Origin of the sequence: Aeromonas sp. 61P (genome assembly GCF_051919545.1) — a bacterium.
GTDB lineage: Bacteria > Pseudomonadota > Gammaproteobacteria > Enterobacterales > Aeromonadaceae > Aeromonas > Aeromonas veronii.
In genome coordinates, this window is sequence record NZ_JBQBEL010000001.1 from 882052 (window position 1) to 896915 (window position 14864).

A 14864-nucleotide genomic window follows, 5' to 3' on the forward strand; every position below is an offset into this window, starting at 1 on the left:
CAGTTGACCCAGAGTGTGACACGCCAGGTTAAGCAGGCCATTATGGCCCAGCTCTATACCCATGCATCGTTCAGTCTCCCCTGTTTGGGCGTGTTGGCATTTGGCTGGAGTCTGCTGTTTCACGACTATCTACCCGCCATCGAAGCGCTCGGTTGGCTGGCAGGCACTTTCCTGTGGCTGCTGGGTCGGGGCTGGCACCTGCGCTGGCGCCGAGCCCGCCTGCACCAGACACCGTTGCCGGTGTTGGAGCGGGAGCTCTTTATCGGAGCCACCATCACCTCCATCATCTGGGCGCTGGGTGTGTTGCTCTACATGGACAAGCTGCCCGATACCTACCGGGCCGCCATGATGATGCTCTCCAGCCTCATTCTTACCGGCAGCGCCATCATGCTGTTTGGCAGCCGCCGTACCCTCTATGGTTCCGCCCTGCCGCTGGGCATGGCGATGCTGTTCGAGCTGGGCAATGGCAACGAGCAGGAGCGGATCGTCTCCTGCATGCTGGCGGGCTATCTGTTTGTCTTTCTGCCGACCCTGCTGCGCCGGATGCGGCGGGATCAGATCGCCTCGCTCCACCACCGTTTCTCCAACGCCGAACTGGTGGCCGAGCTGAAGGCGGTCTCAGAGCATTTGCGCCTCACCTCCCGCCTCGACGGCCTGACCGGCATCGCCAACCGCGCCCATCTCGACGACTCTCTGGAGCGGGCCTGGCGGCGCTGCCATCGCGCCCGGGCGCCGTTGTCGCTGGTGCTGGTGGATGTGGATTATTTCAAGCAGTTCAACGATCTCTACGGCCATCAGCTGGGGGATGACTGCCTGCAACAGGTGGCGGGGCTGCTGGCCGAGGTGGAGCGGCGCGAGGACGATCTGGCGGCCCGTTATGGCGGCGAAGAGTTCGCCTTGCTGCTGCCCTGCACCGGCATGCAGGGGGCGTTGCAGGTGGCGGACAATGTGCGGCAGGCGCTCAAGGAGCTGGCCATCCCGCACCAGAAGTCACTGGTCTCCGGTCGGGTCACATGTAGTTTTGGTGTTGCGACACTGATACCGGACAACAGCATGAAAATCGCCGATTTGATCCAAAAAGCGGATGCGGCACTCTATCAGGCCAAGCATAATGGGCGGGATCGAATCGAAGTAGCCTTGATGGGTAAGGTTGCCTGAATTTAACGTGACAGATTAAAGAGGTTGTCTATGCAATGTCATCGTATCGAAGAGCTGCTGGAGTTGTTGCAGCCTGCCTGGATCAAGGAACAGGATCTCAGCCTGGTGCAGTTTGTTGCCAAACTGGCCCAAGAAGCGGGATTTGAAGGGCCTCTGTCCGAGCTGACCGACGACATGCTGATCTATCACCTCAAAATGCGGGAATCCGACAAGCAGGCGATGATCCCCGGTCTGGCCAAGGATCATGTGCCCGATTTCAAAGAGGCACTGCTCAAGGCACGCGGAATCAAGTGAATCTTTAGCGGAAGCGCATCACCTCGGGGTGATGCGCTTTTTTGTTGCCGAAAATTGCGATCCAACCCCAATATTAGATACATCTAATCCACACAATTAGCATGCTGTTTAAGATATAATCCGCTCCATAACAAATAAGGGAGCGATGTCTTGCAATGGCCGACCACGATAAAATCGATATCAAGGACGTCACCGACAAGGGCGTAACCGGGACCTTCAACCCCAATACGTTCAAAGCCAGCGACGACAGATTCAACCCGGGTAACCGCATCTATGTGCGGGCCCAGAAAGGGTATTGGCAGCGGATGCGCAAGGCCATGGGCTGGTTCTTTGTGGCGCTGTTCGTGCTGCTGCCCTGGCTGCGTTACGACGGGCGACAGGCGGTGCTGTTCGACCTCGGTCACCAGCAGTTCCATATCTTTGGCGCCACCATCTGGCCGCAGGATCTGACCCTGCTCGCCTGGCTCTTCATGATCGCCGCCTTCGGACTCTTCTTTATTACCACCTTCCTCGGTCGGGTCTGGTGTGGCTATCTCTGCCCGCAGACGGTTTGGACCTTCATGTTCATCTGGTTTGAAGAGAAGCTGGAAGGGCCCGCCAACAAGCGGCGCAAGCTGGACGAGGCGCCCTGGAGCGGCGAGAAGCTGGCTCGCAAGGGGGCCAAGCATCTGGCCTGGCTGGCGATCTCGCTGGTGACCGGCCTGACCTTCGTCGCCTACTTCCAGGATGTAACTGAACTGGTGCCGGATCTCTTCACCCTGCAGGCCAGCGGATGGGTGCTGTTCTGGGTGCTCTTCTTCACCATTATCACCTACGGCAATGCAGGCTGGATGCGTGCCATCATGTGTATCCACATGTGCCCCTATGCCCGCTTCCAGTCCGCCATGTTCGACAAGGACACCTTCATCGTCGGCTATGACACCAAGCGTGGCGAGACCCGTGGCGCCCGCTCCCGCAAGGCGGATCCCAAGGCGATGGGGTTGGGTGACTGTATCGACTGCGATCTCTGCGTGCAGGTCTGCCCGACCGGTATCGATATCCGCGACGGCCTGCAGTACGAGTGCATCAACTGCGGCGCCTGCGTCGATGCCTGCGACCAAACCATGGAGCGGATGGGCTACCCGAAAGGGCTCATCAGCTACACCACAGAGCACAAGCTGGCCAACGACTCGACCCATGTGGCGCGGCCCAAGCTGATTGGTTACGGGCTGGTGATGGCGGTGATGCTGGGGGTATTTGTCTACAACGCCATGTCCATCATGCCGATGGGGCTCGATATCCTGCGGGATCGCAACCAGCTGTTCCGCGAAAACAGCGAGGGGCTGATTGAGAACACCTACACCCTCAAGATCCTCAACAAGACCCTGCAGTCCCAGACCTACCAGCTGGATGTGGAGGGCTTGCCTGAGTATCAGTGGTTCGGCCCCCGTAAAGTGACCCTGAAGGCGGGTGAGATCTACACCCTGCCGGTCAGTCTGGCGGTCGATCCCTACAACCTGAAACGGCCGGCGCTGGATATCCAGTTCGTGCTGAAACGGGAGGGGGCGGCGCCCGATGACAGCAAGGGCAACCTGCGCCAGGGCAGCAAGTTTATCAGCCGGTTGTAACTGCGTGTGGCTGCGGGCCGGGCGTGACACCAGTCCGGTCACCAGCGAGCACGGCAATGGCGGGCAGTAGTGATAGAATGGGGCGCAACGGCGCCCCTTTCTTATGGTGGATGACATGCGTTTCAACTATTCCGACCTCAATCCCGACCTCATCATGGATGCGCTCGATCTCAGTGGCCTGCGGCTCGACTCCGGCCTTATCGAGCTCAACAGCTACGAAAACCGGGTCTATCAGTTTCAGGATGAGGATCGTCGCCGCTATGTGGTGAAGTTCTACCGTCCCGGCCGCTGGAGCCGGGCCCAGATCCTCGAGGAGCACGAGTTTGCCACCCGTCTCGCAGAGGCTGAGATCCCGGTCGCCGCGCCGCTCGCCTTCGCGGGCGAGACCCTGCTGGAGCACGAGGGCTACCCCTTTGCCATCTGGCAAAGCGTCGGTGGCCGCCAGTTCGAAGTGGATAATCTCGATCAACTGGAGTGGGTGGGGCGTTTCCTCGGCCGCATTCATCAGATCGGCGCCAGCAAGCCGTTTCATCATCGGGTGCGGCTCGATGTGGAGAGCATGCTGCACGAACCGCGTCAGCTGCTGGCGTCTGGCGAGTGGCTGCCAAGCGGGCTGGCGAAGCAATTCTTCGGGGTGCTGGACGAGCTGATCAAGCATGTCAGCGACGCCATGACCCTCGATGTGGCGCAGATCTCCCTGCATGGCGACTGCCACCCGGGCAACATCCTCTGGCGCGATGGCCCCATGTTTGTCGATCTCGATGATTGCCGCACCGGCCCCGCGATTCAGGATCTCTGGATGATGCTCAGCGGCGAGCGCCACGAGCAGCAGATCCAGCTCGACACCCTGCTGGCGGGCTACGAGGAGTTTATGGAGTTCGACTCGCGGGAGCTGGCGCTGATCGAGCCGCTGCGGGCGATGCGCATCGTTCACTACATGGCGTGGCTGGCACGGCGCTGGGAAGATCCCGCTTTCCCCCGTCACTTCCCCTGGTTCAATACCGATCACTATTGGCGTCAACAGATTGCGACCCTGCACGATCAGCTGGAAACGCTGAAGGCACCGCCGTTGACCCTGATGCCGGGGTGGTAACTTATCCGGCGGCCAGCAGATAGCCCCACCTTTGGCACGATTAGCCGGAGGCACTCAAGGCACCACCGTTGAGCCTGATGCCAAACTGGTGAAATAGAAGGGATCTTGCGCGGCAAGGGGGACTCGATCTCCAGCCCTGACCATTGACGTCAGCATGGCGAAACAATAGGCTTGGCACTGCTTCGGTTCGCCGGGCGTGCCTCACAGTGATCCCTTAACAGGAAACATCATGAAAAAAGTTCTATTTTTCCTTGCTGCCATGCTGATGATCCCCATGGTTCACGCCGCCCCCGAGTTCAAGGAAGGCGTCAACTACGATGTGGTCAAACAGACTGGCAGTGCCCAGCCGGAAGTGATGGAGTTTTTCTCCTACTACTGCCCGCACTGCGCTACCTTCGAACCGATCGTTGAACAGTTGAAGGCCGGGTTGCCAGAGGGTGTGCCCCTCAAGAAGAACCCGGTTGCCTTCCTCGGCCGCGAAATGGGCCCCGAGATGCAGCGTGCCTATGCCGTTGCCAGCCTGCTCAATGCCGAAGCCAAGCTGACTCCTGCCATCTTCACCAAGATCCACACCCAGCGTCAGCCGCCGATGAGCCGTGACGACGTGAAGAAGTCTTCGTGGACAACGGCGTACCGGCTGAAGAGTTCGACGGTGCCGTCGACAGCTTTGCCGTCTCTGGCATGGTCTCCCAGTTCGATCGCAACACCGAGAGCTACAACATTCGCGGTGTACCGGCCTTCCTGGTGAACGGCAAGTACATGGTGAAGATTGAATCCATCACCTCTCAAGAGCAGTTCAACAAGCTGGTGCAGTTCCTGCTGGCCAAGAAAGACTGATACCCCTTGAGTCGATAAAAAAGCCCGCCGGTGCGAACCGGCGGGCTTTTTGTTTTCTGGTGTTCGGGAAGATCAGACCCCGACGTGGAACGCCTGTTTGAGGTTGCGGATAAAACTCCGCATCCCGGCAGAGGGTCTTGCCTGGGCTGTCGGATTGATCACCTTGGCGACCGGGCCGCCATTGCACTCGATCGTGGAACGCCTGTTTGAAGACGATGTTCATCGGGCTGACACCAGCTTGAAGACGATGTTCATCGGGCTGACACCGGGCAGATCGCAGGTGAGCTTGGTACCGATGCCGAAACTGGTGTTGATGCGGCCACGGAAGTGGCGGAACAGCTGCACCGCCTTGTCGAGGTTGAGCCCGTCGGAGAAGACCAGGGTCTTGTCGGTGGGGTCGATGCCAAGGCGCTGATAGTGGCTGATCGCCTTCTCGCCCCACACCACGGGATCGCCGGAGTCGTGACGCAAGCCCTGATAGCTGCTGGCCAGCTCGAAGTCGAAGTCCCGCAGGAAGGCATCCATGGTGATGCAGTCGGTCAGGGCGATACCGAGATGGTCGGTGAACTCGTCCAGCCAGCTGGTGAGGGCAGCGCGTTGGCTGTGCTCCAGCGGGAAGCCGAGCTGCTGGTGCGCCTGGAACCACTCATGGGCCTGGGTGCCGACCGCGGGCAGCTTGTACTTCTGGGCCAGCATGTAGTTGCTGGTGCCGCGAAACGCCGGCAGCCGCTCCTTGAGGCGACCCACTACCGCATCCTGTACCGCGTGAGAGAAGCGGCGGCGGGTGCCGAAGTCGATGAGGTTGAACTCGCTCATCTCATCGCGGCTCAGCTCCTTCTCCAGCTTGTCGATCTTCTGATCGAGCCGCTCCAGCGCGTGGCTGACGCCGAACTGGGGGTAGCGGAAGCGGTTGCGCATCTCGCTGATGATGGCGAGCACCGGGATTTCCCACAGGATCACATCCTGCCAGGGGCCCTCGACCCGCACATTGATGCGGCCATCCTGCTCGAACACCTTGAGCAGGGAGGCGTCGAGCGGCTTGCGGCGCAGGTGGTCGAGGTAGTCAGGGGTGAAGAAGGGGCGCTCGGCCAGAAAATCGAGCTCTGGCCTGGTCAGTCGCAGGGAACCGGCGAGGCGCAGTTGCTCCTCGATCTGGCCCATCATGGGCAGCAGATCCTCTTCATTGCGGCTGTGAAACTCGGCCACCACCTCGGCATCCGGATAGCGATGGAACACCGCCTGCTGCATATGCAGCTTGTAGGCATCGGTGTCGAGCAGGCTGGTAAATCGGTGGCATATCAGGCGTCCAGCAGGCGTTGTACATCGATCAGGGTCTGGGCCAGTTCGGCGCCAGCCTCGATCATCTGGGTGTGGGCGCTGGCAACCGTCGCGGGCGCGATGCCACGGCAGGCATCGAGATGGACGATCACCCGGAAACCGGCGCGGCGAAGTTGCAGCACGCTGGTTTTGACACAGTAGTCGGTGGCGAGGCCGCCGACCAGTACGGTATCGACCTTGCGGGCTTGCAGGAATTCGATGAGTCCGGTGCTGCGCCGTTCGGCCATGTCGTGGAAGCAGGTGCCGTAGGGATGGAGATCCGGTTCGACCCCCTTCCAGACGAAGAAGTCATAGTCGATGGGAGCGGGCAGGCCGTCGAGCAGCTCGAAGCCCTTGCTGCCCGGAACGCAGTGTACCGGCCAGGTGAGGTCTGCATTGGGCAGATCCAGCGGCAGCAGCATGCCGGCGGGGTCAGAGACGGCCCAGTCGGCATTGGCAGGGTGAGAGTCTTTGCTGCCGATCCGCAGCGTGGCGAGGGTGGCCTGAGCGTTTAGCGCAGCCACAATATCATCACCGCCCGCGACGGGCAGTTCGTTCGGGCAGAGGGGGGTAAAGCCCTTCTGCGCATCAATATCCAGGCTGGCGACGGTTCCCATGATTGGCTCCTGCACATACTATTCGTGTGATATTATCTACCAAACATTAATGGAAGGCGAGCAGGGCGATCGGCATGCTGAGAATGAGTCTGGATATGGTGGTGCTGCGGTTGCATGAGGAGCGGCTCGAGCTGCTCCTCGAGACCCGCGATCGCCCCCCCTTTGCCCACTGCTGGCAACTGCCTGCGCTGCGTATCGATGAGACCCGGGATCGGGATCTTGATGCCGCCCAGCGCCGCCTGCTGGCGGAGTGGGGGCTCGGTCACTGCTACAGCGAGCAGGTCTGCACCCTCGGCAATCTGGAGCGGGATCCCCGCGGCTGGTCCACGACCCTGGTCTATCTCTGTCTGGTCGATCCGGAAGTGGAAGCGATCCACGGCTGCTGGCATCCGCTCGCCAACCTGCCGGGGCTGAGCCTCGCCTTCGACCATGTTCAGCTCATCGCCAAGGGGCTGGAGCGGTTGCGGATCAAGAGCCGCTACAGCACCCTGCCGCTGCAACTGCTGGGGCCCGAGTTCACCCTCTCAGAGGTGCAACGTGCCTTCGAAATCATCCTGCAAACACCCATGAATACGGCCGCCTTTCGCAAGCGGATCCATCGCGCCGACATTCTGGTGGATACCGGCCGCAAACGCACCGGCAAACAGCGCCCTGCCATCCTCTACCGGCTGGAGAGCCCCTGCTGCGTGATGTTCGATCAAGTGATGCACGGAGCGGAAGCGTGAGTGCGAATCCCGTTCGTGTGCTGGTCAGCGCGTGTTTGCTGGGTCAGCCAGTGCGTTACGACGGTCAGAGCAAGGGGATTGTCAGCGACTGGCTGAGTGCGCTGGGTGCCGAGGGGCAGGTGCTGGCCTTCTGCCCCGAAGTGGCGGGCGGTTTGCCAACTCCGCGTCCTCCTGCCGAGCGACAGGGCGAACGGGTAGTGACGGCGAGCGGGCTGGATGTGACTGCTGAGTTCGACCGTGGCGCCGAGCTGGCGCTGGAAATCTGTCAGACGCAGGGCATTCGCTTTGCCCTTCTGAAAGAGGGGAGCCCCTCATGTGGCAGCGGCCGTATCTATAACGGCCGCTTCGAAGGTGTTTCTGTGGCGGGCGAGGGCAAGACCACCGCCCTGCTGCGCCGCCACGGGATTGCTGTCTTTTCCGAAAATCAGTTGGCCGAGTTGGCTTCTGCGCTCTCTTTGGATTCTTCCCCGGATTTGGCGGCAACCGGCAGCGGCACCTGACCGCTCTGCCACCCCTCCAGCACCTCGTCCTTCTCCTGCCAGCGCTGGTTTAGCCACTCCTGAAAACCGCGCTTGAACTGCTTGTCGTTGAAGTAATCTCCTATCAGCTGTTCATTCACCGGCAGCTCCTCAATCCGCACCTGAATGCGTTTTACCCGTCCCATCAGGAAGTCCTTGAACGGGGTCTCGGCGTTGTCCGGATAGCGGATGGTGACGTTGATCAGGCTGTCGAACTGCTCGCCCATGGCTGCCAGCGTAAAGGCCAGCCCCGCCGCCTTGGGGGGCATCAGATGGCGGTAGCGGGAGCGGGCCGCATCCCGTTTCTGCTCGGTGAAGCGGGTTCCTTCCACGAAGTTGATGACGGTAGTGGGGATGTGGCGAAACTTCTCGCAGGCGTTGCGGGTGGTTTCTATATCTTTGCCGCGCAGGTGCGGATTTCTTAACAGAAACTCTCTCGAATAACGGCGCATAAAGGGCATATCGAGCCCCCAGCAGGCGAGCCCCAGCAGCGGGATGTAGATGAGCTCGTGCTTCATGAAGAACTTGGGCACCGGCAGCCTATCGCGGAACAGGTGGCCGAGCACCACGATATCGGTCCAGCTCATATGGTTGCTGATGATGAGATACCAGCCATCCTTGCGCAGCTTGGTATTGTCCTCCACCTGCCAGTCAATGCGGGTGGTGAGGCGGATCACCAGCGCATTGCAGGCCAGCCACAGTCTCATGAAGCGGTTGTTGAGCCGGCTGCAGGCGCGGCTAAAGGCCGGGATCGGCAGCAACAGTTTGGCCAGCGACACCAGCAGGATCAGACTGGCGCACAAGGCGGTGAAAAGGATGGTCAGGCCCGCGCTGATGATCAGCATCAGCGGGCCGGGAAGCAGGGATAGCATGAATGTTTACTGCGCCTTGGTTGCCAGCAGTTGGCTCAGGGTCTGGTCCTTTTCGTGCCAGATCCCGTTCAACCACTGTTGAAACTCTTGTTGGAACTCGGGGTCATTGAAGTAATCCCCCACCAGCTTGCGGTCGATCGGCAAATAGCGGACCTGAACCTTGATTTGCCCGACCCGGCCACACATGAAGTCCCAGTAGCTGGGGATGCCGTCCGGATAGGCGATAGTGACATCCACCAGTTGATGCAACTGATCACCCATGGCGGCCAGAGTAAAGGCGATGCCCCCCGCTTTCGGGAGCAGCAGGTGACGATAGGGCGAGCCCTGCTTCTGATGCTTGCTGCCGGTGAAGCGGGTGCCTTCGACGAAGTTCATCACACTCACCGGAATGTGGCGGAACCTGGCGCAGGCCTTACGGGTTGTTTCTATGTCTTTTCCCTTCAGATGGGGATGCTTTTCCAGAAATTTTCTGGAATATCGCCGCATGAAGGGGAAGTCGAGCGCCCACCATGCCAGACCGAGAAAAGGTACCCAAATCAGCTCTTTCTTGAGGAAAAACTTCAGGAAGGGGATTTTTTGGTTAAAAACCCGCTGCAGTACCAGTATGTCGACCCAGGATTGATGGTTGGCAATCACCATATACCACTCATTCCGGCGCCCTTTGTCCACTCCGACCACCTCGAAAGGGGTTTTGATGATGGTTTTCTGGATCAGATTGTTGAAACCGATCCAGCAGCTGGCACAGCCATCGAGCAGCCAGTTGCAGAGGGTGCGCCACCCCTTGAGGGGGAGCAGGAGCTTGAGCAGACCCAGCGAGAAGATGGGGACAAACCAGAAGAGGGTGTTGAAAAAATAGAGCAGGGTGGAGAGGCTGCCGCGCAGTCGCTCTGTCAGCTTGTTGGGCATGAGTCGGGTCCGTCTTGCTGTCGATAAAGGGCCATCAAGTGGTCAGATCTGTGGCCATAATATCAGCCGATTGCCTGCGAGACCATTCAGAGCCGTTACGGGGTTGGACTCACCCTTTCCCTTCTGTCAGCTGCTGCGCAATCGCGACAGCAGCCTGTCCATGGCGCGATAACCGAGCGCCTCAATAAGATGCTCCTTGCCGATGGCGGGTTGCCCGGCCAGATCGGCGATGGTGCGTGACACCCGCAGGATGCGATGCCAGGCCCGGATGCTGAGCCCCAGCTTCTGGATAGCATTCTCCAAAAATTCGGCATCTTGCGCTGATAAGCGGCAAATATCCTCTATCTCACGGCTATCCAGCAGGTTGTTGAGCTTGCCGTTACGGCTCAGCATGCGCTCTCGCGCCGCCAGTACCCGATCGCGGATCTGTTGACTAGACTCCCCCCGCTCCGCCTTGCCGGTCAGGCTCCCCTTGGGCAGCAGTGGCACCTCCACCGTCAGGTCAAAGCGGTCGAGAAAGGGGCCGGAGAGTTTGCCGAGGTAGCGCAGGATCTGATCCGGGCTGGAGCGGGTCTGGCCATCGCCATAGTGGCCGCAGGGGCTAGGATTCATTGCGCCCACCAGCTGGAAGCGGGCGGGGAAATCCACCTGACGGGCGGCCCGGCTGATGGTGATGTGGCCCGTCTCCAGCGGCTCGCGCAAGGAGTCGAGCACCTTGCGCTCGAATTCGGGCAGCTCGTCGAGAAACAGCACCCCGTTGTGGGCCAACGATATTTCGCCGGGCCGCGGGTGGCTGCCACCACCCACCAGCGCCACTGCGGAGGCACTGTGGTGGGGCGTGCGATAGGGTCTGTGGTGCCAGTGGCCGGCGCGTGGGGTGAGGCCGCCGATGGAGTGGATGGCGGCGGTCTGCTGCGCTTCCTGCTCGCTCAGCGGCGGCAAGATGCCGGGCAGTCGGCTCGCCAGCATGCTCTTGCCAGTGCCGGGCGGGCCGATGAACAGCAGGTTGTGGCTGCCGGCGGCGGCGATCTCCAGCGCCCGCTTGGCCTGTGACTGGCCGATCACATCCTGCAGGTCCGGCACATCTGGCAGGCTCTCCGCGCTTTGGGGATCTGGCAGTGGTAGTTCGTACTGGCCTGCCAGCCAGGCGGTGACGGCCAGCAGCTGATGGGCGGTGCGCACCTCGGCATCCTGAATGAGAGAGGCTTCCGGGCCGTTCTCCCGCGGTACCAGCAGGGTGCGTCCCGCATCCCGGCAGGCGAGCACGGCGGGCAGCACCCCGAGCACAGGGCGAATTTCGCCGGTCAGAGCCAACTCGCCTAAAAATTCGTGATCGAGCAGGTATTTTGCCGGTATCTGCTTGGAAGCAGCGAGAATGCCGATGGCGATAGCCAGATCAAAACGGCCCCCCTCCTTGGGTAGATCGGCGGGGGCCAGATTGACCGTGATGTGTTTGCTCGGGAACTCGAAATTGCCGTTGAGCAGGGCGCTGCGCACCCGATCTCGCGACTCTTTCACCGAGGTTTCCGGCAGGCCGACCATGTTGAAGGCGGGCAGGCCGTTGGAGAGGTGAACTTCCACTGTAACTTGCGGGGCCGCGATCCCGAGGCTGGCACGGCTATAAACCACAGCTAATGACATAAATCCCGTCCTTGAGTTGATATATGTTCTGACTAACTGCTTGTTGTTGGTTTTTTATTCCAGAGTTCCGGCTGAGGAATAGCCAAAATCAGTGGGTTGTCACAGAAAAAAGGCTTGCCCAATAAAAATCACCGTGCTAGTTCTAATAGCCATTCGCGGTAGAAACCGCCCCAATTTCACAGGATTTCCGGTTGTAACTATGAACATGGCCTCCCGTTTCGTCAGCATTATTGTGGTCCTAGTGGTGATTATTATCTCACCGCTCGGGGCTCGTTTAGCTGCACGGAACAAGGGATAGACCCACCACCGGACAGAACGAAACAAGCGACCCCCGAGCCTCACAGCCCGGGGGTTTTTTTTCGACCAAAGGACAGGATTTTCCACATGAATGGCGCGCAGTTTTTGGTACAGGCTCTCAAGAAACAGGGTGTGACCCAGGTGTTTGGTTACCCGGGCGGGGCCATCATGCCGGTCTACGATGCCCTGTATGACGGTGGTCTGGCCCATCAGCTCTGCCGCCACGAGCAGGGCGCCGCCATGGCGGCGGTGGGTTATGCCCGCGCCTCCGGTCAGGTGGGTGTCTGCATTGCCACCTCCGGCCCCGGAGCTACCAATCTGGTAACCGGTCTGGCGGAGGCTCTGCTCGATTCGGTGCCGCTGGTGGCCATCAGTGGACAGGTGCCCTGTTCCGCCATCGGCACCGATGCGTTTCAGGAGGTCGACGTGCTCGGCATGTCCCTCTCCTGCACCAAGCACTCCTTCATGGTGACCGATGCCGCCGATCTGGGGCGGGTGCTGGCAGAAGCTTTCGCCATCGCCACCGAAGGGCGCCCCGGCCCTGTGCTGATTGATCTCCCCAAGGATGTGCAGCTGGCCGCCGTGCCGCTCCAGAGCCCGCTGTTTGCGGTGGAGGAGCCCGAGCATCTCAATCCGGCCGAGCTGACGGCCGCCCGTACCCTGCTGGCCGCCGCCGAGCGTCCGGTGCTCTACGTCGGTGGCGGGGTGGGCATGGCCAATGCCGAGCAGCAGTTGCGCGACTTTGCTGCCGCAACCGGCATGCCTGCGGTCACCACCCTCAAGGGGATCGGTGCGCTCGACCCCGACAGCCCCGTTTATCTGGGCATGCTCGGCATGCACGGCACCAAGGCGGCCAACTACGCGGTGCAGCAGTGCGATCTGCTGCTGGTGGTGGGTGCTCGTTTCGATGATCGGGTGACCGGCAAGCTGGAAGAGTTCGCCCCCGAGGCCAAGGTGATCCATCTCGATGTGGATGCCGCCGAGTTCGGCAAGCGCCGCGCCGCCGAGGTGGGGATCACCACGGATATCAAGCTGGTGCTGCCACGCCTAGCCATGTCCCTCTCCATCGCCCCATGGCGTGAGCATTGCGCGAACATGGCCCGCGAGTATGCATTTCGCTACGACCATCCCGGCCAGCCCATCTATGCCCCGGCGCTGCTCAAGCAGCTCTCCGCCAGGTTGCCAGAGACCAGCGTAGTGGCCTGCGACGTGGGTCAGCATCAGATGTGGGTGGCCCAGCATATGCGCTTCACCAGCCCGCGCAACCACCTCTCCAGCGCTGGTCTCGGCACCATGGGGTTCGGTCTGCCCGCCGCCATCGGCGCCAAGATGTCGCGCCCGGAGGATGAAGTGGTGCTGGTGAGCGGTGACGGTTCTTTCATGATGAACGTGCAGGAGCTCGGCACCATCCGCCGCGCTCAGCTCAAGGTGAAGATGGTGCTGCTGGATAACCAGCGCCTCGGCATGGTACGCCAGTGGCAGGAGCTGTTTTTCGATGGCCGCTACAGCGAGACCATCCTCTCCGATAACCCCGATTTCGTCGCCCTGGCTGCCGCTTTCGGCATTCCGGGTGAGACCATCACATGCAAGGAGGAGGTCGCGCCTGCGCTTGACCGCCTGCTGGCGCACGACGGCGCCTATCTGCTGCATGTGGCCATTTCAGAGGAAGAAAACGTCTGGCCCCTGGTTCCGCCGGGAGTCGCCAACCACCAGATGATGGAGCAACGCCCATGAACCCGCACACCCTTGCCCAGCCAGCATTTGCACAGCACACCCTGCATATCCACGCCCAGCCCAGACCTGAAGTGATGGAGCGGGTGCTGCGGGTGGTGCGTCACCGCGGCTTCAATCTCTGCGCCCTTAATATGGAGCAGGATTGCCAACAGCTGCGGATCACGGTTACTGTCGAGTCGGTGCGTCCCATCCAGCAGTTGTGGAGCCAGCTGGTGAAGCTGGTGGACGTCTCCCGGGTCGATGCACTGGAACAGCAACCCCGGATCAGAGCTTAAGGAGCCAAGCCAATGTCACAGCCTTCCCAATCCGCCACTCACCCCCAATACATCTGGTTCAACGGCAAACTGGTGCCCTGGCAGGATGCCCAGGTGCACGTGATGAGCCACGCCCTGCACTACGGCTCCTCGGTGTTCGAGGGGGTACGCGCCTACGATACCCCCAAAGGCACCTGCATTTTCCGTCTGCAGGAGCACACCCGCCGCCTGTTCGACTCCGCCAAAATCTACTGGATGGACGTTCCCTACAGCGAGGCCGACGTGAATGAAGCCTGTCGCACCGTGGTGCGCGAGAACGGCCTGAAGAGCGGCTACCTGCGCCCGCTGGCCTTTGTCGGCAACGTGGGGCTGGGGCTGCATCCGCCGCTGGATGCCAAGGCCGACCTGATGGTGGCTGCCCTGCCGTGGGGCGCCTATCTGGGGGAAGAGGGGCTGAAAAACGGGGTGGATGTCTGCGTCACCTCCTGGAACCGGCTCGCGCCCAACACCATTCCCACCGGCGCCAAGGCGGGCGGCAACTATTTGTCATCCCAGCTGATCAGCCGCGAGGCCAAGCGCAACGGCTTTGCCGAGGGGCTGGCGCTGGATGTGAACGGCTACCTGAGCGAAGGGGCGGGGGAGAACCTGTTTCTGGTGAAGAACTGCGTGCTGTTTACCCCGCCGGCTACCGCCGCCATCCTGCCTGGCATCACCCGCGACACCATCATGACGCTGGCCCGCGATCTCGGTTACGAGGTGCGTGAGCAGGCGTTGCCCCGCGAGGCGCTCTATGTGGCAGACGAAATCTTCATGACCGGCACCGCCGCCGAGGTGACCCCGGTGCGCTCCGTCGATCGGATGAAGGTGGGCGCTGGCAGCCGTGGCCCGGTGACCGAGCAGCTGCAAAACGCCTTCTTCGGCCTGTTCAATGGCCAGACCGAAGACAAGTGGGGCTGGCTGACGCCCGTCAACGACTGATAAGAGAGGGGAGGCG

13 protein-coding genes and 2 pseudogenes are annotated in these 14864 nt (G+C 61.0%); 10 read left to right on the plus strand and 5 right to left on the minus strand.

Going from position 1 to position 14864, the window contains the following annotated elements; all coding sequences use genetic code 11:
• The first annotated feature begins 3 nt into the window (after positions 1-3).
• The 5 genes and pseudogenes from ACTG2O_RS04265 to ACTG2O_RS04285 all read left to right on the plus strand — a co-directional run bounded on the left by ACTG2O_RS04265 (position 4) and on the right by ACTG2O_RS04285 (position 4989).
• Positions 4-1158, plus strand: coding sequence for a GGDEF domain-containing protein (locus tag ACTG2O_RS04265; RefSeq protein WP_005339596.1), 1155 nt, complete (start codon positions 4-6; stop codon positions 1156-1158).
• A gap of 30 nt (positions 1159-1188) precedes the next feature.
• On the plus strand, positions 1189-1452 hold the full coding sequence (locus tag ACTG2O_RS04270) for a YihD family protein (protein ID WP_005339598.1): 264 nt from the start codon (positions 1189-1191) through the stop codon (positions 1450-1452).
• A gap of 155 nt (positions 1453-1607) precedes the next feature.
• A complete protein-coding gene (gene ccoG, locus ACTG2O_RS04275; RefSeq protein ID WP_257691084.1) occupies positions 1608-3059 on the plus strand; it encodes a cytochrome c oxidase accessory protein CcoG in 1452 nt (483 codons plus the stop codon).
• 103 nt (positions 3060-3162) lie between these two features.
• The gene (locus tag ACTG2O_RS04280) at positions 3163-4152 is read left to right on the plus strand and encodes a serine/threonine protein kinase (protein ID WP_139438151.1); all 990 of its coding nucleotides are present in this window, start codon (positions 3163-3165) and stop codon (positions 4150-4152) included.
• Between the two features lie 229 nt (positions 4153-4381).
• A pseudogene (locus ACTG2O_RS04285) lies at positions 4382-4989 on the plus strand (thiol:disulfide interchange protein DsbA/DsbL).
• Between the two features lie 72 nt (positions 4990-5061).
• On the opposite strand, the pseudogene pncB reads toward ACTG2O_RS04285, so the two are convergent.
• Together pncB and ACTG2O_RS04295 are read right to left on the minus strand one after the other, a co-directional pair.
• Positions 5062-6286 (minus strand): annotated as a pseudogene (pncB, locus tag ACTG2O_RS04290) (nicotinate phosphoribosyltransferase).
• 1 nt (position 6287) lies between these two features.
• A complete protein-coding gene (locus ACTG2O_RS04295; RefSeq protein WP_439975381.1) occupies positions 6288-6923 on the minus strand; it encodes a nicotinamidase in 636 nt (211 codons plus the stop codon).
• A gap of 74 nt (positions 6924-6997) precedes the next feature.
• Between ACTG2O_RS04295 and ACTG2O_RS04300 the strand changes: the two genes are divergently transcribed.
• Together ACTG2O_RS04300 and ACTG2O_RS04305 are read left to right on the plus strand one after the other, a co-directional pair.
• A complete protein-coding gene (locus ACTG2O_RS04300) occupies positions 6998-7648 on the plus strand; it encodes an NUDIX hydrolase (RefSeq protein WP_005339607.1) in 651 nt (216 codons plus the stop codon).
• Complete coding sequence (locus tag ACTG2O_RS04305) at positions 7645-8148, plus strand: DUF523 domain-containing protein (RefSeq protein WP_439975382.1); 504 nt, start codon at positions 7645-7647, stop codon at positions 8146-8148. The genes ACTG2O_RS04300 and ACTG2O_RS04305 overlap by 4 nt, the downstream gene beginning before the upstream one ends.
• Here ACTG2O_RS04305 and ACTG2O_RS04310 read toward each other — a convergent pair.
• From ACTG2O_RS04310 to ACTG2O_RS04320, 3 genes are all read right to left on the minus strand, one after another.
• Complete coding sequence (locus ACTG2O_RS04310; RefSeq protein ID WP_439975383.1) at positions 8073-9038, minus strand: acyltransferase; 966 nt, start codon at positions 9036-9038, stop codon at positions 8073-8075. The two genes, ACTG2O_RS04305 and ACTG2O_RS04310, sit on opposite strands and share 76 nt — an antisense overlap.
• 6 nt (positions 9039-9044) lie before the next feature.
• A complete protein-coding gene (locus ACTG2O_RS04315) occupies positions 9045-9944 on the minus strand; it encodes an acyltransferase (protein WP_043823224.1) in 900 nt (299 codons plus the stop codon).
• Positions 9945-10070: 126 nt separating this feature from the next.
• The gene (locus tag ACTG2O_RS04320; RefSeq protein WP_139400121.1) at positions 10071-11585 is read right to left on the minus strand and encodes a YifB family Mg chelatase-like AAA ATPase; all 1515 of its coding nucleotides are present in this window, start codon (positions 11583-11585) and stop codon (positions 10071-10073) included.
• Between the two features lie 384 nt (positions 11586-11969).
• Between ACTG2O_RS04320 and ilvG the strand changes: the two genes are divergently transcribed.
• The 3 genes from ilvG to ACTG2O_RS04335 are packed head-to-tail and all read left to right on the plus strand — an operon-like array spanning position 11970 to position 14848.
• Positions 11970-13616: an acetolactate synthase 2 catalytic subunit gene (ilvG, locus tag ACTG2O_RS04325; RefSeq protein ID WP_439975384.1), complete on the plus strand. Its 1647-nt coding sequence runs from the start codon at positions 11970-11972 to the stop codon at positions 13614-13616.
• Positions 13613-13891 (plus strand): acetolactate synthase 2 small subunit, encoded by a 279-nt coding sequence (gene ilvM / locus ACTG2O_RS04330; protein WP_005342011.1) that lies wholly within the window; start codon positions 13613-13615, stop codon positions 13889-13891. Before ilvG ends, ilvM begins: the two co-directional genes overlap by 4 nt.
• 12 nt (positions 13892-13903) lie before the next feature.
• Positions 13904-14848, plus strand: coding sequence for a branched-chain amino acid transaminase (locus ACTG2O_RS04335; protein WP_439975385.1), 945 nt, complete (start codon positions 13904-13906; stop codon positions 14846-14848).
• The last annotated feature ends 16 nt before the right edge of the window (positions 14849-14864 follow it).

Bases quoted from the DNA above. Each gene is read 5' to 3' on its own strand.
- ACTG2O_RS04270 (WP_005339598.1), top strand. From the start codon at position 1,189: ATGCAATGTCATCGTATCGAAGAGCTGCTGGAGTTGTTGCAGCCTGCC.
- ilvG (WP_439975384.1), top strand. From the start codon at position 11,970: ATGAATGGCGCGCAGTTTTTGGTACAGGCTCTCAAGAAACAGGGTGTG.
- ccoG (WP_257691084.1), top strand. From the start codon at position 1,608: ATGGCCGACCACGATAAAATCGATATCAAGGACGTCACCGACAAGGGC.
- ACTG2O_RS04335 (WP_439975385.1), top strand. From the start codon at position 13,904: ATGTCACAGCCTTCCCAATCCGCCACTCACCCCCAATACATCTGGTTC.
- ilvM (WP_005342011.1), top strand. From the start codon at position 13,613: ATGAACCCGCACACCCTTGCCCAGCCAGCATTTGCACAGCACACCCTG.
- ACTG2O_RS04310 (WP_439975383.1), bottom strand. From the start codon at position 9,038: ATGCTATCCCTGCTTCCCGGCCCGCTGATGCTGATCATCAGCGCGGGC.
- ACTG2O_RS04280 (WP_139438151.1), top strand. From the start codon at position 3,163: ATGGTGGATGACATGCGTTTCAACTATTCCGACCTCAATCCCGACCTC.
- ACTG2O_RS04295 (WP_439975381.1), bottom strand. From the start codon at position 6,923: ATGGGAACCGTCGCCAGCCTGGATATTGATGCGCAGAAGGGCTTTACC.
- ACTG2O_RS04320 (WP_139400121.1), bottom strand. From the start codon at position 11,585: ATGTCATTAGCTGTGGTTTATAGCCGTGCCAGCCTCGGGATCGCGGCC.
- ACTG2O_RS04315 (WP_043823224.1), bottom strand. From the start codon at position 9,944: ATGCCCAACAAGCTGACAGAGCGACTGCGCGGCAGCCTCTCCACCCTG.
- ACTG2O_RS04300 (WP_005339607.1), top strand. From the start codon at position 6,998: ATGCTGAGAATGAGTCTGGATATGGTGGTGCTGCGGTTGCATGAGGAG.